This window comes from Chromatiales bacterium 21-64-14 (assembly GCA_002255365.1).
Taxonomy (GTDB): Bacteria; Pseudomonadota; Gammaproteobacteria; order 21-64-14; family 21-64-14; genus 21-64-14.
In genome coordinates this window covers 283,476-303,409 of the sequence record NCBI01000001.1, presented here as the reverse complement: position 1 = coordinate 303,409, position 19,934 = coordinate 283,476, and the positions used below count along the sequence as shown (strand labels likewise).

The following is a 19,934-nucleotide window of genomic DNA, read 5'->3' as shown; positions in this document are numbered from 1 at the left end:
GCGCGTACCGGTTCCAGCGCTGGAACCGGGGGGCCGCCGCCGTGACTGAGGCGGAACAGCTCAGCGCCGAGATCCCCCAGGCCATGTCCGGGCGGCGGCTCGATCAGGCGTTGGCGGAGTTGTTTCCGCGCTACTCCCGCAGCCGGATCCAGCAGTGGATCCGCGCCGGGAGTGTGACGGTGGATGGGCAGCCCGGGCGTCCCCGGGACCGCTTGGCCGGGGGCGAGCAGGTGGTTCTGGAGCCCACGGCGGGCGCGGTGACGGAGATCTGTCTGCCCCAGGCGATCCCCTTGGACATCGTATTCGAGGACGGCGCCCTGCTGGTGATTCACAAACCGGCGGGCTTGGTGGTGCATCCGGCGGTGGGCAACCGGGAGGGAACCCTGCAGAACGCCCTGCTGCATCACGCCCCGGAGCTGGCGGCCCTGCCGCGCGGCGGATTGGTGCATCGCCTCGATAAGGACACCTCCGGGTTGCTGGTGGTGGCCCGCACCCTGCCCGCCCACAAGTCCCTGGTGGACCAGATCCAGGCGCGCACGGTGGAGCGGGAGTACGACGCACTGACCCATGGCGTGATGACGGCGGGGGGGACCGTGGACCTCCCGGTGGGACGCCATCCGGTGGATCGCAAACGCATGGCGGTGGTCCCCACCGGTCGCCGGGCGGTGACCCACTACCGGGTCCGGGAGCGCTTCCGGACCCATACCTGGGCGCGGGTCCGTCTGGAAACCGGGCGTACCCACCAGATCCGGGTGCATATGGCCAAGCTCCGGTTTCCGTTGGTGGGCGATCCGGTCTACGGTGGTCGTCTGCGTATCCCGCCCCGGGCCTCGGAGGCCCTGCAGGAAGCCCTGCGCGGGTTCGGCCGCCAGGCCCTGCATGCCGGCCGCTTGGCGCTGGTACACCCGGAAACCGGCGCGCGGGTCGAGTGGCAGGCGCCGCTGCCGGCGGACATGGCGGCGTTGATCGCGCTGCTCCGCACGGATGCGCAGCGCGAGGCCCCGGAGCCGTAAGGCCCCGGATCGCGCGCATGCAGGAATTCGCCTACATTGTTCCCGATTGGCCCGCACCCCCCAGCGTGGGTGCCGCCGTGACCACGCGCCAGGGCGGGGTCAGTGTGGGTCCCTACCGGAGCCTCAATCTCGGGGATCGGGTGGGAGACGATCCGCGGGCGGTGGCGGAGAACCGGGCGCGGGTGATGGCGGCCTTGGCGTTGCCCGCCATGCCCGATTGGTTGGAACAGTGCCACGGCACCCGGGTGCTGCGGTTGCCGGCGGACGCGCGCGACTGGCGTGCCGACGCGGCCTGGACGGCGGATCCGGGGGTGGTCTGCGCCGTGCTGACCGCCGACTGCCTGCCGGTGTTGCTGTGCGACCGGGCCGGCACCCGAGTGGCGGCGGTTCACGCGGGCTGGCGCGGGCTGGCGGCGGGGGTCGTGGAGGCCGCGGTAGCTGCACTGGCCACGCCGGGGCGCGAACTGCTGGCGTGGTTGGGACCCGCCATCGGGCCGAGCGCCTTCGAGGTGGGCGATGAGGTCCGCCAGGGATTTCTCGCCCCGGACTCGGCCAGTGCCGATGCGTTCCGCCCCAGCCGGCCCGGGCACTGGCATGCGGATCTCAGCGCCCTGGCGCGACGGCGCTTGACACAGTGCGGCGTGGAGGCGGCGTTCGGGGGGGACGACTGCACCTACCGGGAGGCGAACCGGTTCTTTTCGTACCGCCGCGATCGGGTCACCGGCCGCATGGCGGCCCTGATCTGGATTCGCCCCGCGGTGTCCGGCGCCCTGTCGTAAGGCGCGCCCGGCGGGTATCATCCCCGCTCCGGCCCCCGCCGGCCCCTAGAAGCCGAACCCGGTGGCGCCATGTCCATGCTGATCTGGATCCTGTTGTTCTCGTTGCTGGGCGGTGTCTTGAGCGTTACTGCCGCGGCCTCGTTCCTGGCCCTGTCGGACCGCAATCAGGGGTGGTTGTTGCCCCATCTGGTGAGCTTCGCCACCGGCGCATTGCTGGGCGCTGCATTTCTGGCCATCCTGCCCCACGCCCTGGACAGCCCGAGTGCCGGACCGACCCGCGTCCTGGCGGCGACCCTCCTGGGGTTGCTGGCCTTCTTCGTGCTGGAGAAGCTGGTGCTGTGGCGCCATTGTCACGCGGAACAATGCGAGGCGCACGCCCCGCACGACGGACCCGGCCATTCCGCCGCCGGGGTGCTGATCCTGCTCGGCGACGGTATCCACAATTTCCTGGACGGGATCCTGATCGCGGCGGCGTTCATGTCCGATTTCCAGCTCGGGGTGGTGACCGCGCTGGCGGTGACCGCGCACGAGATTCCCCAGGAGCTGGGGGACTTCGCCATCCTGCTCCATAGCGGGTTTGGGCCCCGGAAGGCCCTGATCTTCAATCTGCTCTCCAGCGTGACCACGGTGGCGGGTGCGTTGCTGGCCTACTACAGTCTACAAGATCTGGAGAGTTGGAAGCCCTATGTGCTGGCGGTGGCGGCGTCGAGTTTCATCTACATCGCGGTGGCGGACCTGATCCCCGGGCTGCACCGGCGGGTCGAGGCGCGCGCCACCGCGCAACAGTTGGTGTTGATCGGGGCCGGCATCGGGTTGATCTATCTGGCCCACCGTTCGCTGGGATGAGCGGAACGGCGGGGCACGGGATGACCATGCGTCATTGGTATCTGTTGACCCTGGTGGGAGAGGACCGGCCCGGCATCGTGGCCGGAATCACCGGCGCCTTGTATGCCGGTGGCTGCAACCTGGGCGAGGCCTCCATGATCCGGCTCGGGGGCAATTTCACCATCAGCATGATGGTGCAGCACGACGGCGGCGCCGACGCCCTGCAGGCCCTGGCGCGGCCGGTGGCGGATGGCCTGGGATTGCACAGCCATGTGGACCCGATCCAAGGCGAATTGCACCGCCATGTGGTACCGGACGTGCGCATCCGCGTGCATGGCGCGGACCGTGCCGGTATCGTGGCCCAGGTCACCGGCGTTTTGGCTCGGGCCGGGTTGGATATCACCGACCTGGAATCGGATGTGGCGGGCACACCCTCGCGGCCGGTGTACGTCCTGCACATCGAAGGTGTGGCGCGTGCCGGGATCGACGCCCTGCGGCAGGCCCTGGACCCGGTGGCCGACAGCGGCGTGGAGGTGAGCCTCGATCCCATCGACACCTTGGTGGGATAGAGGCCGCGGATGGTGTCCCTGTCCCCACCTTGCCAGGGGTCTGCGGATCCGGGGAGCCCCGGGCGGTGAGCGGCCGCGAGACCGGTCCCGCGGGGGAGGCGGCGGGCACGGTCCGGCCGGTCATCACCTACCCGGACCCGCGCCTGAAGCAGATCTGCGCCCCGGTGGAGCGTTTCGACGCGGCGCTGCGGGACTTGGTCCACGACCTCGAGCAGATCCTGCGCGCCGGGCCCGGTGCGGTGGGGATCGCCGCGCCCCAGGTGGGTTGCCTCCGGCGCGTGGTGATCGTGGACGTGTCCGACCGGCCCAAGGTGGCGGGCCACGGGCGGCTGGTGCTGGTGAACCCGGAGATCACCGCGTGGGAGGGGTATGCGGTGGGGCGCGAGGGCTGTTTGTCGGTGCCTGATTTTACCGGCAACGTGATTCGGGCCGAGTCGATCCGGCTCAGCGCCCGCGACCTCCAGGGCGTGGCGGTGGAATACCAACTGCGGGGGTTCGAGGCGCGCGTCGCGCAGCACGAGCTGGATCACCTGGAGGGACTGTTGTTCCTGGACCGCCTGGTGAGTCGGCGCCACGACTTGTTTCGGCGCAAGGGCGCCCGGTAACCGCGCGGGGGAACCGGAAGCATGCACGGATTTTCGGTCGACTGGACCTATACCGCCCGCAGCTTGGTGGCCCTGATCGCCATCCTGAACCCGGTGGGGGCGGTGCCGGTATTCATGTCCGTCACCGCCAGTCAAAGTGCCGCGGAGCGCACCCGTACCGCACGGGTGGTCGCTCAGAGCGTGGCGGTGGTGCTGCTGATCAGCGCCTTCTTCGGCGAGCCGATCCTGGCCTTTTTCAGCATCAGCATGGCGGCGTTCCGGGTCGGTGCCGGGCTGCTGATCCTGCTCATGGCCATCGCCATGCTGCATGCCCGTGCCTTCGGCGTACGCCAGACGCCGGAGGAATTGGAGGAGGGGGTTCAGAAAGAGGCGGTGGCGGTGGTGCCCCTGGGGATCCCCCTGTTGGCCGGGCCGGGCGCCATCAGCACCGTGATCCTGCACGCCCAGCGCGCCCACGGAGCCCTGGAACTGGGCCTCCTGTCCGGGGTCATCCTGCTTACCGCGTTGCTTACCTACGTGGTGCTGCGCTTGGCCGATCCGGTGGCGCGTCGCATGGGGGTCGCCGGCATCAACATCGCTACCCGGGTGTCCGGGCTGCTGCTGGCGGCCATCGCCGTGGAGATCCTGGCCGCCGGCCTGTTGCAGTTGTTCCCGGGCCTGGCGGGCGTCGGGCACTGAGGGCGACGCGCGCGGCACCGGTCGGCGGGGCTTGAAATTGGCCCGTTACGCCCAATAACTAGGGATGACGCGGCATCTCGTGCGCGGGAGAGCACACCATGCGGATGGACAAATTGACCAGCAAGTTTCAGATGGCACTGGCGGACGCCCAGAGCTTGGCGGTGGGTCGCGACCACCCGTTCATCGAGCCGGTACACGTGATGACCGCCCTCCTGGACCAGCAGGGCGGCAGCGTGCGCCACCTGCTGACCAAGGCGGACGTGAATGTGAACCGTTTGCGTTCCCAGCTCGGGGAGGCGCTGGATCGCCAGCCTCAGGTGGAGGGGACCGCAGGCGACGTGTCGATCTCCAATGAGTTGGGACGCATGTTCAACGTCACCGACAAGCTCGCCCAGCAGCGCAAGGACCAGTATCTGTCGAGCGAACTGTTCGTGCTGGCGGCGGTGGAGGACAAGGGCGCCTTGGGAGATCTGCTGCGCAAGGCGGGGGCCTCCAAGGCGGGGATCGAACGGGCCATCGACGAGCTGCGCGGTGGCCAGAAGGTCGACGACCCCAACGCCGAGGATCAGCGTCAGGCGCTGGAGAAATACACCGTCGACCTGACCGAGCGCGCTGAGCAGGGCAAGCTCGACCCGGTCATCGGGCGCGACGACGAGATCCGCCGCACCATACAGGTGCTGCAACGGCGCACCAAGAACAACCCGGTGCTGATCGGCGAACCCGGGGTGGGCAAGACCGCCATCGTGGAGGGGCTCGCGCAGCGGGTGATCAACGGGGAGGTGCCGGAGGGACTCAAGGAAAAACGCATCCTGGTGCTGGACATGGCGGCGCTCATCGCGGGCGCGAAGTTCCGCGGCGAGTTCGAGGAGCGGCTCAAGGCGGTGCTGACCGATCTGGCCAAGCAGGAGGGCCAGATCATCCTGTTCATCGATGAGTTGCACACCATCGTCGGCGCCGGCAAGGCGGAAGGGGCGATGGACGCGGGCAATATGCTCAAACCGGCCCTGGCCCGGGGCGAGCTGCACTGCATCGGCGCCACCACCCTGGACGAGTACCGCAAGTACATCGAGAAGGATGCCGCCCTGGAGCGGCGTTTCCAGAAGGTCCAGGTGAACGAGCCCACGGTGGAAGACACCATCGCCATCCTGCGCGGGCTCAAGGAACGCTACGAGGTGCATCACGGCGTGGAGATCACGGATCCCGCGATCGTGGCCGCGGCGACCCTTTCCCACCGTTACATCACCGACCGCCAGCTCCCGGACAAGGCCATCGATCTGGTGGACGAGGCGGCAAGCCGCATCCGCATGGAAATGGATTCCAAGCCGGAGGAGATGGACCGGCTCGAGCGGCGTCTGATTCAGCTCAAGATCGAACGCGAGGCCCTCAAGAAGGAGAACGACGAGGCGTCCCGCAAGCGTCTGGAAAACCTCCAGGCTGAGATCACCCGCCTGGAGCGGGACTACTCCGATCTGGAGGAGATCTGGAAGTCGGAGAAGGCCGCCATGCAGGGCGCCGCGCATATCAAAGAGGCGCTGGAGCGCTCGCGGCTCGAATTGGAGACCGCGCGCCGTGCCGGTGATCTGGGCCGCATGTCGGAGATCCAGTACGGGCGTATTCCGGAACTGGAAAAGCAACTGGCGGCCGCCACCCAGGTCGAGCAGCAGGACTTCAGGCTGTTGCGTAACAAGGTCACCGATGAGGAGATCGCGGAGGTGGTGTCCAAGTGGACCGGCATCCCGGTCTCCAAGATGCTGGAGGGCGAACGGGACAAGCTGCTGCGCATGGAAGATGCCCTGCGCGTGCGTGTGGTGGGCCAGGACGAGGCGGTGCGCGCGGTCTCCGATGCCATCCGCCGTGCGCGCGCCGGGCTCGCGGATCCCAACCGTCCGAACGGCTCGTTCCTGTTCCTGGGTCCCACGGGGGTCGGCAAGACCGAACTCACCAAGGCGCTGGCGGGGTTTCTGTTCGATACCGAAGAGGCCATGGTGCGCATCGATATGTCCGAGTTCATGGAAAAGCACTCCGTGGCCCGGATGATCGGCGCGCCACCGGGTTACGTAGGCTACGAGCAGGGCGGCTATCTCACGGAAGCGGTGCGCCGCAAACCCTACTCGGTGATCCTGCTCGACGAGGTGGAGAAGGCCCACCCGGACGTGTTTAATGTGCTGCTGCAGGTGTTGGACGATGGGCGGCTCACCGACGGCCAGGGCCGTACCGTGGATTTCCGCAACACGGTGATCGTCATGACCTCGAACCTGGGCTCGCAGCTCATCCAGGAGATGGCCGGCGAGGAGCACTACGAACGCATGAAGTCCGCGGTCATGGAGATCGTCGGTGGCCACTTCCGCCCGGAGTTTATCAACCGCGTGGACGAGGTGGTGGTGTTCCATCCCCTGGGCCGGGAGCAGATCCACGCCATCGCCGCGATCCAGGTGGGTTATTTGCAGCGGCGCTTGCGCGATCGGGACATGGACCTGGAACTGACTGATGCGGCCCTGGACAAGCTCGGCGCCGCGGGTTTCGATCCGGTGTACGGCGCACGGCCCCTGAAGCGCGCCATCCAGCACCAGTTGGAGAATCCGTTGGCCCAGGAGATCCTCGCCGCGCACTTCGTGCCGGGTGACCTCATCCGGGTGGACGCGGAGGGCGACCGGCTGGTGTTCCGCAAGGTCGCCCGCAAGGCCTCCGCCGCGTAACGAGGCCGCGACGAGCCCACATCGCGGCTTGTGGCCGTTGGTACCCTTGATACCACTCGGCGGGGAGGCGAGCGGTGCTGCGACCGGACTATGAAGGGGGTGGCCTGGTCAACCTCATGGCCTCCTTGATGACAGGACTGGGAGGCCGGCCGTCGGATCTCTATCCGCCGCTTGCCGGCCTGCCGCCGCAGGAGGTGAAGGCAGCTGCGAACGTAGTCCTCCTCCTGCTGGACGGGCTCGGCCACGATTACCTGATCCAAAACGGTGCCGGCGGCGCCCTCTGTCGTCACCTGCAGGGCCCCATCACTTCGGTGTTTCCACCCACCACCGCGGCGGCGGTCACCACGGTGCTCACCGCGGTCGGGCCCCAGCAACACGCCGTGACCGGCTGGTTCGTCCACCTGCGGGAGTTGGGCACGGTCAGCGCCTTGCTGCCGTTCCGACCCCGCTGGGGGGCGGGCGCGGTTTCGATGAAAACGGACTGGATCCGAGGTCCTTGATCGACGCCCCGCCCGCGTTCCCGAGTTTGGGGGCGGACGCCTATGTCGTGGTTCCGGAGCACTTGGTGAATTCCGCCTACAGTCGGGCCATGACGGGTAGCACGCGCCGGGTCGGTTACCGGGATCTGGAGGATTTCTTCACCCGCATCGCCGCTATCGTACGGGCCGGTGGCGGGCGCCGTTTCGCGTACGGGTACTGGCCCGAACTGGACACGTTGGCCCACATCCATGGCGTGGGCAGCGCGCCGGTGGCGACGCATCTGCATGCCCTGGACCGCGGATTCCAGGCCTTGCTGGACCAGTTGGGCGGTACCGATACCCTGGTGTTGGTGGTGGCCGACCACGGCTTCGTGGATACCCGCCCGGAGTCCGTGATTCATCTGGACCGGCATCCCGATTTGCACGCGTGCCTGTCCCTGCCCTTGTGCGGCGAGCCGCGCGCGGCCTACTGCTATGTGCGCCCCGCCTGCGTTCAGCGCTTCGAGCGCTATGTGACGGAGGAACTGCGTGATCAATGCGAACTGTTCCCCGCCGCGGCCCTGGTGGAGGGCGGGTGGTTCGGCCTCGGTACGCCGTCGCCCCGACTGCTGGAGCGCGTGGGGGATTATGTGTTGTTGATGAAGGGCGATCGGGTGATCAAGGACCGCCTCCCCGGGGAAGCGGTGTTCCACCAGATAGGGGTGCACGGTGGCGTGAGCCGCGCGGAGCTGTACGTGCCCCTGGTGATGGCCCGGGTATAGCGGGGCCCCGGACGGCTATTCTCCGCGCGCGATGCGCAGCAGTACGCGGTCCAGGGCGCGGTGGGATAGCAGCCGGCGCAGCACCGCGAACAAATGGGTGGGAAAGGTGACGTAATAGCGGGGTTTCGGCCGCCGGCGTTCCAGGGCTTGGATCAGCTTCGCCAGTACCGCCTCCGGCGGGCGGGTAAACGGGGCGGCAGGCCCCCGGCGGGCGAGCCGTGCCTCGAGCCGCCGGTAGGCATCGCGGTGGGCACTGCGCCGAATATCGATGTGGGTGGTGAAGGCGGCGTGGGCACGGGCCCGCAGCTGGCTGCGGATCGGGCCCGGCTCGATCAGGCTGACATGGACACCGCTCCCTGCCAGTTCCAGACGCAGGGTGTCGGCAAGGCCTTCCAGTGCGAACTTGGTCGCGTTGTAGGCGCCCCGGTAAGGCAAGGCCACCAGCCCCAGTACCGAACTGTTGATGACGACGCGCCCCTCCCCGCGGGCGCGCATGGCCGGGAGCAGGCGGTTGATCACGTCGAGCCCGCCGAAGACGTTGGTCTCGAACTGGGCGCGCAAGGCCGCGCGGCTGAGATCCTCCACCGCGCCCGGCTGCTGATAGCCGCCGTTATGGAATACCCCGTAGACGGCGCCCGCAGTGCGCCGCAACACCTCCTCGGTGGCGGCCTGGATGGAATCGGGGTCGTCCAGATCCAGCGCCAGGGCCTCCAGCCCCGTGGCGGCGAGCGCCGCCACGTCGGCGGCTTGGCGCGCGGTGGCGAACACGCGATAACCGCGCGCCGCGAGACCGCGTGCCGCGCATTGGCCGATGCCGCTGGAACATCCCGTGATCAGCACTGCGCGCGGGCCGCCCATGGCCTTCGGTCCCTCCGGTTGCCCCGTGTCCACTCTGCCGGTCCGCTGTGCGCCCCGGTTCAGGCCAGCAACACCGCTACCAATCCGTTAATAAAGATCCCGCCGAAGGTACCCGCGCCGCCGATGGAAGCCATGGGAGGCTGGGCGGCAGATCTCCGGCAGGTGCACAGCAGGCTGGCGCCCAACAATATCCCACAATACTCACAGGGTACCGCATATGTAGGCCGGAGGCGCGCCGTGCGCCGGTTCTACCATCACCGCCACCACGGCGGCGGTGATGGGTGCCACCAACACGCGCAGGCTGACGGCGCTGCCGATCGCCGCGGTGAACAGCAGCAGAAACGCCGATCCCGCGGGCAGCCCCAGCTTGTCGGAGGGGATAGTGAGTAGCGCCATTTGCGCGAAAGCGCGCAGGCAGCCCAGGGCGAACAGGAACAGCCGTAGGTGGGCCGGGGAGAACGGTGGGCGCATCTTCAGGCTTCCGGCGTCGCAGGAGCCGCGGGGTTCTCCCGGCGGGCCCATGATGACACGCCTGGGCCGGGGCTGGCGAATCTTGCCGCTCTCGGTGGAGGCCCTTGATTTTGCTACAATGCGCCCATATTGCCTTGAAAGACGGGCAACACGATCCGAGGAAGGTAGCGATGCCGATCTACGAATATCGATGTACCGGTTGCGGGCATGAGCTGGAGGCGATCCAGAAGATGAGCGACGATCCTCTTTTGGACTGCCCGGCCTGTGGAAAGCCCACCCTGCAGAAACTGATCTCCGCCGCCGGATTCCGCCTGAAGGGTGGCGGCTGGTACGAGACCGATTTCAAAAGCGGTCACAAGAAGAACGTGGTGGAATCCGACGGCACCAAATCGGAGGGTAAGGCCAAGAGCGAGCCCGCCGGTGACGCCAAGCGCGACCCCAAAAAGAAAACGACCACCCCGACCGGTACCGAGTAGCGCTGTTCCGGTCTATCGTCACCGGCGTGCGTGGGGGTCCCGCGCCGGCCTGGTAAAGTTGCGTGGGCCGGGGCAAGGCCGTAACATGGCGACCTCCGGAATCTCCGGTCTTTCTTGCGAAATCTCAAGGGCTTCTGCGTCATGCGCACCCACTACTGCGGGCAGTTGGACGAGTCGCTGTTGGATGGCGAGGTGGTCCTGTGCGGGTGGGTCCACCGCCGCCGTGACCACGGCGGCGTGATCTTCGTGGACCTGCGCGACCGCGAGGGTTTGGTGCAGGTGGTGTTCGATCCGGACCGCAAGGACAGCTTCGCCATCGCAGAACGGGTGCGCAGCGAGTACGTGCTGCGGGTCCACGGACGCGTGCGGCACCGGCCGGCCGGTACCGAGAACCCGGCATTGGCGACCGGTCAGGTGGAAGTGTTGGGGCAGGAGCTGGAGATCCTGAATGTGGCGGAGACCCCGCCGTTTCCGCTGGACGACGAGGCGGTCAGCGAGGAGGCGCGCCTGCGTTTCCGCTACGTGGACCTCCGCCGCCCCGCGATGCTCCAGCGCCTGCGGCTGCGGGCCGAGGTGACCCGCACCCTGCGCCGGTTTCTGGACGAGCACGGCTTTCTGGACGTGGAGACGCCGGTGCTGACGCGCGCCACGCCGGAAGGGGCCCGGGACTACCTGGTACCGAGCCGTACCCACCCCGGTGCATTCTTCGCGCTGCCCCAGTCACCGCAGTTGTTCAAGCAACTGCTCATGATCGGAGGGCTCGATCGCTACTACCAGATCGCCCGCTGCTTCCGAGATGAGGATCTGCGTGCCGACCGTCAGCCGGAGTTTACCCAGCTGGATATCGAGACCTCCTTCATGGACGAGGAGGACCTCCTGCCGGTGATCGAGGACATGATCCGGCGGCTGTTCGGCACGGTGTTGGGGGTGGTGTTGCCGGATCCGATCCCGCGCATGAGCTATCAGGACGCGGTGGCCCGCTTCGGTACCGATCGCCCGGACCTGCGTATTCCGCTGGAGCTGGTTGAATGCACCGACCTGATGCGCGCGGTGGAGTTCAAGGTGTTCGCGGGACCCGCCAACGACCCACATGGGCGCGTCGCGGGCCTGCGGCTGCCCGGCGGGGCGGCGCTCACCCGCAAGGAGATCGACGACTACACGGCCCTGGTGGCGCGCTACGGGGCCAAGGGCTTGGCGTATATCAAGGTCAACGACCGCGGCGCCGGGCGCGCAGGTCTGCAGTCGCCGATCCTGAAGTTTCTGCCGGATCCGGTGGTGGAGCAGATCCTGGCGCGCTGTGGCGCGGCGACCGGGGATCTGGTGTTTTTCGGGGCCGATCGCGCAGCGGTGGTGAACGAGTCCCTGGGTGCGCTGCGGGTGCGGCTCGGTCACGACCGCGGTTGCGTGGAGGCCGGCTGGCGCCCGCTATGGGTGATGGATTTTCCGATGTTCGAGTGGGACGAGCGCGCGCGGCGCTGGGTGGCGTTGCACCATCCGTTTACCGCGCCCCAGGTGCCGGATTCGGAGCACCTCGCCGCGCAGCCCGGCTCGTGTCTGTCCCGCGCCTACGATCTGGTGCTCAACGGCACCGAGGTCGGCGGCGGTTCGATCCGTATCCATAGCGCCGAGATGCAGGCGGCGGTATTCCGCCTGTTGGGAATCTCCGACGCGGAGGCGCGCGACAAATTCGGTTTCCTGCTGGATGCGTTGCGCTACGGTTGTCCGCCGCACGGGGGCATCGCTTTCGGACTGGACCGCTTGGTGATGCTGATGAGCGGCGCCGAGTCGATCCGCGAGGTGATCGCGTTCCCCAAGACGCAGACTGCGAGTTGTCCCCTGACCCAGGCGCCGTCCGCGGTGCCCGAGTCCCAGCTTCACGAGTTGGGATTGCGCATGCGCGGTCCGGTGACCCAGCAGGCCTGAGCCGCCGCTCGCTGCACTGTGGACAGCGAGCGCTACAAGCGGCCCGAGTCGGTGTTGGTCGTGGTCCACACCCGGGAGCGCGCAGTGCTCATGCTGGAACGCCGGGTCCCGCTGGGATACTGGCAATCGGTGACCGGCAGCCTGGGCTGGGGCGAGACTCCTCAGGCGGCGGCGTGCCGGGAACTGCGCGAGGAAACGGGCTTGGTGGCGGGGGGCGCGGTGGTGCTCCGCGACCGGGGCGAACAGAACCGTTTTCCCTTACTCCCGGAATGGCAGGCGCGCTACCGGCCTGGGGTACGATATAATCTGGAGCACGTTTTTACCGCCGAGCTGGCCGTGCCAGCGGATATCCGCCTGGCCCCGACGGAGCATGTGGCCCTGCGTTGGGTCGCATGGCCCGCGGCGGTGGCGTTGGCCGCCTCGTGGACTGATCGCGCCGCGATCCGGCGCTATGTCGCCGCGGATGACGCTGGCGGCGGATCGAAACCCCGCCGCTACCCCATACCCAAGAGCAGGTAACGTCCATGGCCGCCGACCCGTCCACCCTGCAAACCTATGCGCTGCTGGACGATGCGGCGTGCGAGGCGCGTATTCGCACCGCCAAGGCGGCCCTCGGCGAACGCCTGGTGATCCTCGGCCACCATTATCAGCGCGAGGAGGTTTATCGCCACGCTGACTATACCGGCGATTCCCTCAAGCTCTCGCGGCTCGCCGCCGCCTCGCGTGCCCGCTATATCGTCTTCTGCGGCGTGCACTTCATGGCGGAGGTGGCCGACATCCTGTCCCGGCCCGATCAGGTGGCGGTGCTTCCGGACCTGGCGGCGGGATGTTCCATGGCGGACATGGCCAGCCTCGCGAAGGTGGAGCGCGCATGGCGTGAACTGGCGACGGTGCTGGACCCCGACGTCCATTGCACCCCGGTCACCTACATCAATTCCGCCGCGGACCTGAAGGCGTTCTGTGGCCGCCATGGTGGGATCGTGTGCACGTCCACCAACGCGCGCCAGGTCATGGAGTGGAGTCTGGAACGCCGTGCCAAGGTCCTGTTTTTCCCCGACCAGCACTTGGGCCGCAATACCGGATATCGGATGGGGATTTCCCTGGAGCGGATGGTGGTGTGGGATTTCGATCGGCCCATGGGGGGGCTGACCGAAGCGCAGATCCGGGACGCGACCGTGATCCTGTGGAAGGGCTTCTGCTCCGTGCACCAGATGTTCCAGCCGGCGCACGTGGATCAGTTCAAGACGCGCTATCCGGATGCCAAGGTGATCTCCCATCCGGAATGCTCGTTCGAGGTATGCCAGAAGTCCGACTACGTTGGTTCCACGGAATTCATCATCAAGACCATCGCCGATTCGGCGCCTGGCACCCGGTGGCTGGTGGGCACCGAGCTCAATCTGGTGGATCGCCTCAATGAACAGTTTCGCCACCAGGGGAAATCGGCGCACTTCATGTCGCCAACGGTGTGTATGTGTTCCACCATGTTTCGTATCGATCCCCAGCACCTGGCGTGGATCCTGGAAAACCTGGCGGAAGATCGGGTGGTAAACCGCATCCAGGTTCCCCCTGCTACCGCGGAGCCGGCGCGCCTCGCGCTGGAGCGCATGTTGGAGATCTCGCCGTAAACGGTGGCGCGGGTTCCGCGGGCGACGACGCCCCTCTGGTGGTCCTGATCCACGGCTTGTTCATGTCGGGTTGGGTGATGGGGTGCTTGGCGCGGCGCGTGCGCGGCTGCGGGTTCCGAACAGCGATTTTTTCGTACCCCTCGCGCGGCCGCAGCCCGGTGGACAACGCCGCGGATCTGGCCGGGTTTCTCGCGCGGCTGCGGGCTTCACGCATACATCTGGTGGCCCATAGCCTGGGTGGTTTGGTGGTGCTGCATCTGCTGCAGGACATTCCCGAGCCGCGATTGGGCCGGATTCTGTTGCTGGGCACCCCTTTGGCGGGCAGTACCCTGGTGCGGCGCCTGTTGCGCCACCGCCCCGGCCGTTGGTTGCTGGGGCGCAGTGTCGAACGCGGTTTGCTTGGCGACCGTCCGCGTGCAGCCCCGGGACTGGACGTGATGGTGATCGCCGGCCGCCGGAGTATGGGGATCGGGTGCCTGTTCGGCGGGCTTCCGGTGCCCAACGACGGCACCGTAACCGTGGCGGAGACCCGCGCGCCGGATTGCCCGCGACGGGTGATCGTCCCGACCACCCATATGGGCTTGGTGCTCTCCCGGCGTGTCGCCCGTCAGGTGTGCGGTTTCCTGCGTGGCGATCTGGTCCAGGAGGCCGCCGCGGGCGATGACGGATCGGCGGTGTCGCCGTCATCGTCGGCACCAAAAGGGCCATGATAAACTACCGCACCGGGCGCCGTGAGGCGCAGGCGACGCGAGGCAGCGCATGGCGGGACACAGCAAATGGGCCAATATCCAGTACCGCAAGAATGCCCAGGATGCACGGCGCGGCAAGTTGTTCACCAAGCTGATTCGGGAGATCACGGTAGCGGCCCGTACCGGGGGCGCCGATTCGGGCATGAATCCACGCCTGCGCCTTGCAGTGGACAAGGCGCTGGTTGCCAATATGCCCAAGGACAAGGTCGAGCGTGCTATTAAACGCGGCGCCGGGGCGCTGGAGGGCGAGGCTTACGAAGAGGTCCGCTACGAGGGCTACGGGCCGGGCGGGGCGGCGGTTATCGTGGACTGCATGACCGACAATCGCAACCGCACCGTGGCCGAGGTGCGCCACGCATTTTCCAAGTGCGGCGGTAACCTCGGTACCGAAGGCTCGGTGGCCTATCTGTTTGTACACTGCGGCTTGCTCACCTACCCGGCGGGCAGCGATGAGGACCGGATCATGGAGCTCGCCCTGGAAATGGGCGCCGAGGATGTGGTCAGCCAAGAAGACGGTTCCATCGAAGTGCTGAGTACCCCGGATGGTTTCATCGCGCTGAAACAGGCCATGCTCGACGCGGGGCTGGAGCCGGAGTACGCCGAGATCACCATGCGCGCCTCGGTGTCCACGCCCCTGGGTGGTGATGAAGGCCGGCTGCTGGTGCGTCTGTTGGAGATGCTGGAGGATCTGGACGATACTCAGCAGGTATATTCCAATGCAGACCTCGCGGAGGATGTCCTTGCGGAGCTGTGAACCGGTGGGTAGACCATGAACCCGGCGCAGGGGGGAGTTTGCGCCCCGGGTCGGAGCTGGCGTGTCGCTCCCCGCCGCGGCGGGTTTGCCGGCTGGGGGCCCCGGGGGGTCCCCCACCGTGAACCACTACGCTAGCGTGGTGCGGATCCTCGGGATCGACCCTGGTTCGCGGATCACCGGTTACGGTGTCATCGATGTGGTCGGGACCCGCGCGTGCTACGTGGCCAGCGGCTGTATCCGGGTCCAGGGGACGGATCTGGCGTCCCGGCTGCGGCTGATTTTCGAAGAGGTGCGTCAGATCGTGGACGGCTACCGACCCGAGCAGGTGGCGATCGAGCGGGTGTTCCTGCACCGCAACGTGGATTCCGCGCTCAAGCTTGGACATGCACGGGGCGTAGCCTTGTGCGCCGCGGCACTCGGCTCGGTACCGGTCACGGAGTACAGTGCCCGGGAGATCAAGCAGGCGGTGGTGGGTACCGGCGCCGCCGCGAAGGTCCAGGTCCAGCATATGGTGCGCCAATTGCTGGGTCTCGACGCCAGTCCCCAGAGCGATGCCGCCGATGCCCTCGCGGTGGCTCTGTGCCATAGTCACACTGGCGCCACCCTGTTGCGGCTGCCATTGGCGGGCCGCGTGCGCCGCCGCGGGCGGCGGCGATGATCGGACGCCTGCGGGGCCTGCTGACGTACAAGCAGGCGCCACACTTGGTGGTTGACGTCGGTGGCGTGGGTTACGAGGTGGAGGCGCCCATGTCCACCTTCTACGTACTGCCGCCGGTGGGGGACGAGGTCACACTCCACACCCACTTGGTGATCCGCGATGATAGCCATACTCTGTTCGGTTTCGCGCGCGAATCGGATCGGCTGCTGTTCCGTGGCCTGATCCGGGTCAACGGCGTGGGGGCGCGACTGGCCCTCACGATTCTCTCCGGTGTGAGCAGCGAGGAGTTCGTGCGCTGTGTCCATGACCAGGATGCCGCGGGACTGACGCGCCTTCCGGGGGTCGGCCGGAAGACCGCGGAGCGGTTGATCATGGAAATGAAGGACCGGCTCGCGACTTGGCATGTCCCGCTGAGCGCCGCGGGCGAGGAGGCACGATCCGCCACTGGCGCGGGAGTTGCCGCGCCAGCGGCGGAGGCGGTGAGCGCCCTGGTGACCCTGGGCTACAAGCCCCAGGAGGCGAGCCGCATGGTACGCGAGTTGAACACGGCCGATCTGGCCAGCGAAGAGATCATCCGTCGCGCCTTGCAGGCGGCGGCCAAATGAGCCGGGGAGATTCGGTGTGCCGGGACATCGCGGAGCCGTTGGTCGATGAGTAAAGGCGGGAGCCGTTGCGCCCTGCTCGTGTGGGGCTGGATCTGGCTGGCGGGGCCGAGCCAGGCGGCTACCTATCCGTTGCCGCCGCCGGGTGATTCAGTGATCGGCCGGTTGCAGTGGGTTGCGGCCCGGCACGAAGATACCCTGCTGGACATTGCGCGCCGCTTCGACCTTGGTTACGACGAATTGCGTTTGGCGAACCCCGGTGTTGACCCATGGCTGCCGGGGGCCGGGACGCGGGTGCTGTTGCCGACGCGCTATGTTTTGCCGCCGGGTCCACGTCGGGGGATCGTCCTCAATGTCCCGGAGATGCGCCTCTATTACTATCCGCCGGTGCGCCGCGGTGGTTCGGCGGTGGTCATCACCTATCCGGTGGGTATCGGGCGGGACGGATGGCAGACCCCCGTGGGGTTGACGCGGGTGGTGGATAAGATCCGCCACCCGGCTTGGTATCCGCCCGCCTCCATTCGCAAAGAGCATGCCGAGAACGGCACCCCTCTGCCGAGGTATGTTCCTCCCGGGCCGGACAATCCGCTGGGCCAGTTCGCCCTGCAACTGGGGGTGCCCGGCTATCTGATCCATGGTACCGATCATCCCTATGGGGTTGGGATGCAGGTGAGCCACGGTTGTGTGCGGCTCTATCCGGAGGACATCCAGTCGCTGTTCAACGGTGTGCCGGTGGGTACTCCGGTCCGCTTGGTCCACGAGCTCTACAAGGTCGGGTGGCAAGGGGGGCGGCTGTATCTCGAGGCGCACCCGCCCGTGACACCACAGGGCAAGGCGGCGGTTCGAGACCTCACGCCGGCGGTGCGGTTGGTGGTCGATGCCACCCGCGGGCACCCGGGTTACGCGGTGGACTGGGCGCGGATGCAACACCTGATCCTGGAACCCGAGGGGATCCCGGTGCCAGTGGGGATACACGATCCGGGCATCGCGGAGACGCGGGCCGCGGCGCTCCCGCTCGCGGCGGGTGATACATCGTCCGCGACCGCCGTACCCGTGGCGCTGGAAAAAGATCGCCCCGCGGGTGCGGGGCGATAGAACACTGGATGCCTGATCGTCGCGGAACGCGACGCGGGCGGTTACTTGTACATTGACTTCTTGAACATCCGGTTGATCTTCTCGTTGGTGTCTGCAATCGCCTTCTTGTTCGCTTCCGACTGCTGCAGCGCCTCGTCGGCCTTCTGATTGGCTTGGTCCGCCGAGCTCTTGGCGGCCTGGGCCGTGCTCTGGGCATCCTGGGCTGTACCCTTCACCGCGTTCAGCTGATCGGTAGTGGCACAGCCGCCGGCAAGCCCTATGACCAGCGCCAGGGCAGCGAGTTTGGCTGGAGTCCCCAACAAATTACGCATGACGGTATCTCCTTCTGGGGGGGTGGGGGGGTAGTACGGATACAACGGGGCGCAGTATACCGGATTTCGAGGCCCGGTTCTCAAGGTGTTTCGGTGGCGATTCCCCGGGTGGCTCAGCGCACTACCACCGTTGTCCCGATGTGGACCCAAGGGGACAGCGTGTCGATCTGGCGGTTGGTCAGGGCAATGCACCCGCGGGTCCAATTGAGATGCCGATGGATCCAGGGATTGGCGTCGCCGAGTCCGTGGATGCCCAGGTCGCCACCCAGCGGGGTATCCTGGGGGGGGTGGTCCTGGTCGCGCACACCGCGCAGGATCCGGCGCAGGGTGTCCGGGCCGATCAAGTTGTGGTCGAAGGCGCGCCATGCGTAGGTCGGATTGGGATAATCGAGGCCGAAGAACCGATGGAACGGGCTGTGGTTGTTGATCCAGGCGATATGGAAGGTGCCCAGGGGGGTGGCATCGTCGTCCCGCACACGCAGCCGGGTTACGCCGCCGCGCCCGATGGCGATATCGCCGAAACGGACCCTGACCCGTCCATCCTGGATCACGGATAGGGTGGCGGAATGGGTGTCCACCAGCAACCACGGCTGACCCTGAGCCCGGAGCTGTACCGGGCCCGCTATGGCCACGAGCAGAAGACACAACCGCAACAGCTTCATTCGACGGGGGTTCCTTCGATAGTTGGGACATGCCCGGTACGGCGCAGATAGCGGCCGGGGCGACCTTATGCAATAGGGTAAAACGAGAACCAAGTCACGTAAACGGGTCGCGTTTCCGAGGCATAAACTGACCGGGCCCGATCCGTCGCCGCGGTTTTGTCCGGTCGACAGTCCGTAGTGTAGAGTCCACCCCGGCGGGCCCCGTGATTTTTGTCCGTCCAGGGTATCATAGGCGCAGCGCGGGATACGGGTGAGGCCGATGATCGAATCCGACCGATTGGTAAATCCCCGCACCACCGGGGATGAGGAGGCGGTGGAGCGCAGCGTGCGGCCCCGGACCCTCGGTGAATACATGGGGCAGGCCCCGGTGCGTGAACAGATGGAGATCTTCATCCGCGCCGCACGGGAGCGCGGCGAGGCCCTGGATCATGTGCTGATCTTCGGTCCGCCCGGTCTCGGCAAGACCACCCTTGCCCATGTGATCGCCAACGAACTGGGGGCAGGTCTGCGGCATACCTCCGGACCGGTTCTGGAGCGGCCCGGCGATTTGGCGGCGCTGCTGACCAACCTGGAGCCCCGGGATGTGCTGTTCGTGGATGAGATCCACCGCCTGAGCCCGGTGGTGGAGGAGATCCTCTATCCGGCGATGGAGGATTACCAGTTGGACATCCTCATCGGCGAAGGGCCGGCGGCGCGATCCATCAAGCTTGATCTGCCGCCGTTCACCCTGGTCGGGGCGACCACCCGGGCCGGGTTGTTGACCTCCCCGCTGCGGGATCGCTTTGGTATCGTGCAGCGGCTGGAGTTCTACAGCACCGAGGAACTCACGGCGATCATAGCGCGTTCCGGGACTATTCTCGGGGTTGAGATCGCGGCCGACGGCGCGGCGGAGATCGCGCGCCGCGCCCGAGGTACGCCGCGGATCGCCAACCGGCTGTTGCGCCGGGTCCGTGACTACGCCCAGGTCAAGGCCGATGGGCGCATCAGCGCCGCGGTGGCCGCCCAGGCGATGGAGATGCTGAAGGTGGATATCAACGGGTTCGACGTGATGGATCGTAAGCTGCTGCGTACCGTGATCGACAAATTCGATGGCGGTCCGGTCGGAGTCGACAACCTGGCGGCCGCCATCGGCGAGGAGCGGGACACCATCGAGGATGTGGTCGAACCGTTCCTGATTCAGCAGGGCTACATGATGCGCACTTCGCGCGGGCGGGTCGCTACCCGCAGCGCCTACCTGCACTTCGGGATCACGCCCCCGGCGCAGGTGCTCGCGGCCCGCCCGGACGCGATGGACTTGTTCGCGGACGCTACGGACGAAGCACAGGACTGAACGCAGGCACGCCCC

General features: G+C 67.2%; 22 protein-coding genes and 1 pseudogene. 19 read left to right on the top strand and 4 right to left on the bottom strand.

Annotated elements, in window-relative coordinates:
* Nucleotides 1-41 precede the first annotated feature (41 nt).
* From B7Z66_01390 to B7Z66_01350, 9 genes are all read left to right on the top strand, one after another.
* Nucleotides 42-1,013, top strand: coding sequence for a 23S rRNA pseudouridine(1911/1915/1917) synthase (locus B7Z66_01390; GenBank protein ID OYV78230.1), 972 nt, complete (start codon nt 42-44; stop codon nt 1,011-1,013).
* Nucleotides 1,014-1,030: 17 nt separating this feature from the next.
* Nucleotides 1,031-1,792, top strand: a complete 762-nt coding sequence (locus B7Z66_01385; GenBank protein ID OYV78229.1) for a hypothetical protein — start codon at nt 1,031-1,033, stop codon at nt 1,790-1,792.
* Between the two features lie 69 nt (nt 1,793-1,861).
* Nucleotides 1,862-2,638, top strand: a complete 777-nt coding sequence (locus B7Z66_01380) for a ZIP zinc transporter (GenBank protein ID OYV78228.1) — start codon at nt 1,862-1,864, stop codon at nt 2,636-2,638.
* 26 nt (nt 2,639-2,664) lie between these two features.
* Nucleotides 2,665-3,186: an amino acid-binding protein gene (locus tag B7Z66_01375; GenBank protein ID OYV78391.1), complete on the top strand. Its 522-nt coding sequence runs from the start codon at nt 2,665-2,667 to the stop codon at nt 3,184-3,186.
* Between the two features lie 65 nt (nt 3,187-3,251).
* Complete coding sequence (locus tag B7Z66_01370; GenBank protein ID OYV78227.1) at nt 3,252-3,791, top strand: peptide deformylase; 540 nt, start codon at nt 3,252-3,254, stop codon at nt 3,789-3,791.
* A gap of 21 nt (nt 3,792-3,812) precedes the next feature.
* The gene (locus tag B7Z66_01365; GenBank protein OYV78226.1) at nt 3,813-4,469 is read left to right on the top strand and encodes an amino acid transporter; all 657 of its coding nucleotides are present in this window, start codon (nt 3,813-3,815) and stop codon (nt 4,467-4,469) included.
* A gap of 98 nt (nt 4,470-4,567) precedes the next feature.
* Nucleotides 4,568-7,165: an ATP-dependent chaperone ClpB gene (locus B7Z66_01360; protein ID OYV78225.1), complete on the top strand. Its 2,598-nt coding sequence runs from the start codon at nt 4,568-4,570 to the stop codon at nt 7,163-7,165.
* 74 nt (nt 7,166-7,239) lie between these two features.
* Nucleotides 7,240-7,665 carry a hypothetical protein gene (locus B7Z66_01355; protein ID OYV78224.1) on the top strand — a complete coding sequence of 142 codons (426 nt, stop codon included), beginning with the start codon at nt 7,240-7,242 and terminating at the stop codon, nt 7,663-7,665.
* Nucleotides 7,662-8,405, top strand: coding sequence for a hypothetical protein (locus B7Z66_01350; GenBank protein ID OYV78223.1), 744 nt, complete (start codon nt 7,662-7,664; stop codon nt 8,403-8,405). The genes B7Z66_01355 and B7Z66_01350 overlap by 4 nt, the downstream gene beginning before the upstream one ends.
* 15 nt (nt 8,406-8,420) lie before the next feature.
* Here the strand turns inward: B7Z66_01350 and B7Z66_01345 are convergent, their stop codons facing one another.
* Nucleotides 8,421-9,263, bottom strand: coding sequence for a short-chain dehydrogenase (locus B7Z66_01345; GenBank protein ID OYV78222.1), 843 nt, complete (start codon nt 9,261-9,263; stop codon nt 8,421-8,423).
* 59 nt (nt 9,264-9,322) lie between these two features.
* Nucleotides 9,323-9,734: pseudogene (locus tag B7Z66_01340) on the bottom strand (hypothetical protein).
* A 170-nt stretch (nt 9,735-9,904) separates the two neighbouring features.
* Here B7Z66_01340 and B7Z66_01335 point away from each other — a divergent pair.
* The 9 genes from B7Z66_01335 (at nt 9,905) to B7Z66_01295 (ending at nt 17,616) form a co-directional block, all read left to right on the top strand.
* Complete coding sequence (locus tag B7Z66_01335; GenBank protein ID OYV78221.1) at nt 9,905-10,210, top strand: FmdB family transcriptional regulator; 306 nt, start codon at nt 9,905-9,907, stop codon at nt 10,208-10,210.
* Nucleotides 10,211-10,351: 141 nt separating this feature from the next.
* On the top strand, nt 10,352-12,133 hold the full coding sequence (locus tag B7Z66_01330; protein OYV78390.1) for an aspartate--tRNA ligase: 1,782 nt from the start codon (nt 10,352-10,354) through the stop codon (nt 12,131-12,133).
* An 18-nt stretch (nt 12,134-12,151) separates the two neighbouring features.
* Complete coding sequence (locus tag B7Z66_01325) at nt 12,152-12,652, top strand: dihydroneopterin triphosphate diphosphatase (GenBank protein OYV78220.1); 501 nt, start codon at nt 12,152-12,154, stop codon at nt 12,650-12,652.
* A 5-nt stretch (nt 12,653-12,657) separates the two neighbouring features.
* Nucleotides 12,658-13,758: a quinolinate synthetase gene (locus B7Z66_01320; protein OYV78219.1), complete on the top strand. Its 1,101-nt coding sequence runs from the start codon at nt 12,658-12,660 to the stop codon at nt 13,756-13,758.
* A 62-nt stretch (nt 13,759-13,820) separates the two neighbouring features.
* Nucleotides 13,821-14,468 (top strand): hypothetical protein, encoded by a 648-nt coding sequence (locus B7Z66_01315; protein OYV78389.1) that lies wholly within the window; start codon nt 13,821-13,823, stop codon nt 14,466-14,468.
* Nucleotides 14,469-14,517: 49 nt separating this feature from the next.
* Complete coding sequence (locus B7Z66_01310) at nt 14,518-15,261, top strand: YebC/PmpR family DNA-binding transcriptional regulator (GenBank protein ID OYV78218.1); 744 nt, start codon at nt 14,518-14,520, stop codon at nt 15,259-15,261.
* A gap of 139 nt (nt 15,262-15,400) precedes the next feature.
* Nucleotides 15,401-15,919, top strand: a complete 519-nt coding sequence (locus B7Z66_01305; protein ID OYV78388.1) for a crossover junction endodeoxyribonuclease RuvC — start codon at nt 15,401-15,403, stop codon at nt 15,917-15,919.
* Entirely contained in the window at nt 15,916-16,524 is a 609-nt protein-coding gene (locus B7Z66_01300; protein ID OYV78217.1) for a Holliday junction branch migration protein RuvA, read from the top strand. The genes B7Z66_01305 and B7Z66_01300 overlap by 4 nt, the downstream gene beginning before the upstream one ends.
* 45 nt (nt 16,525-16,569) lie before the next feature.
* Nucleotides 16,570-17,616, top strand: coding sequence for a hypothetical protein (locus B7Z66_01295; protein ID OYV78216.1), 1,047 nt, complete (start codon nt 16,570-16,572; stop codon nt 17,614-17,616).
* Between the two features lie 41 nt (nt 17,617-17,657).
* On the opposite strand, the gene B7Z66_01290 is transcribed toward B7Z66_01295, so the two are convergent.
* The gene (locus tag B7Z66_01290; GenBank protein OYV78215.1) at nt 17,658-17,927 is read right to left on the bottom strand and encodes a hypothetical protein; all 270 of its coding nucleotides are present in this window, start codon (nt 17,925-17,927) and stop codon (nt 17,658-17,660) included.
* Between the two features lie 113 nt (nt 17,928-18,040).
* A complete protein-coding gene (locus B7Z66_01285; protein OYV78214.1) occupies nt 18,041-18,589 on the bottom strand; it encodes a hypothetical protein in 549 nt (182 codons plus the stop codon).
* 262 nt (nt 18,590-18,851) lie between these two features.
* Between B7Z66_01285 and B7Z66_01280 the strand changes: the two genes are divergently transcribed.
* Complete coding sequence (locus B7Z66_01280; GenBank protein ID OYV78387.1) at nt 18,852-19,919, top strand: Holliday junction branch migration DNA helicase RuvB; 1,068 nt, start codon at nt 18,852-18,854, stop codon at nt 19,917-19,919.
* Nucleotides 19,920-19,934 lie beyond the last annotated feature (15 nt).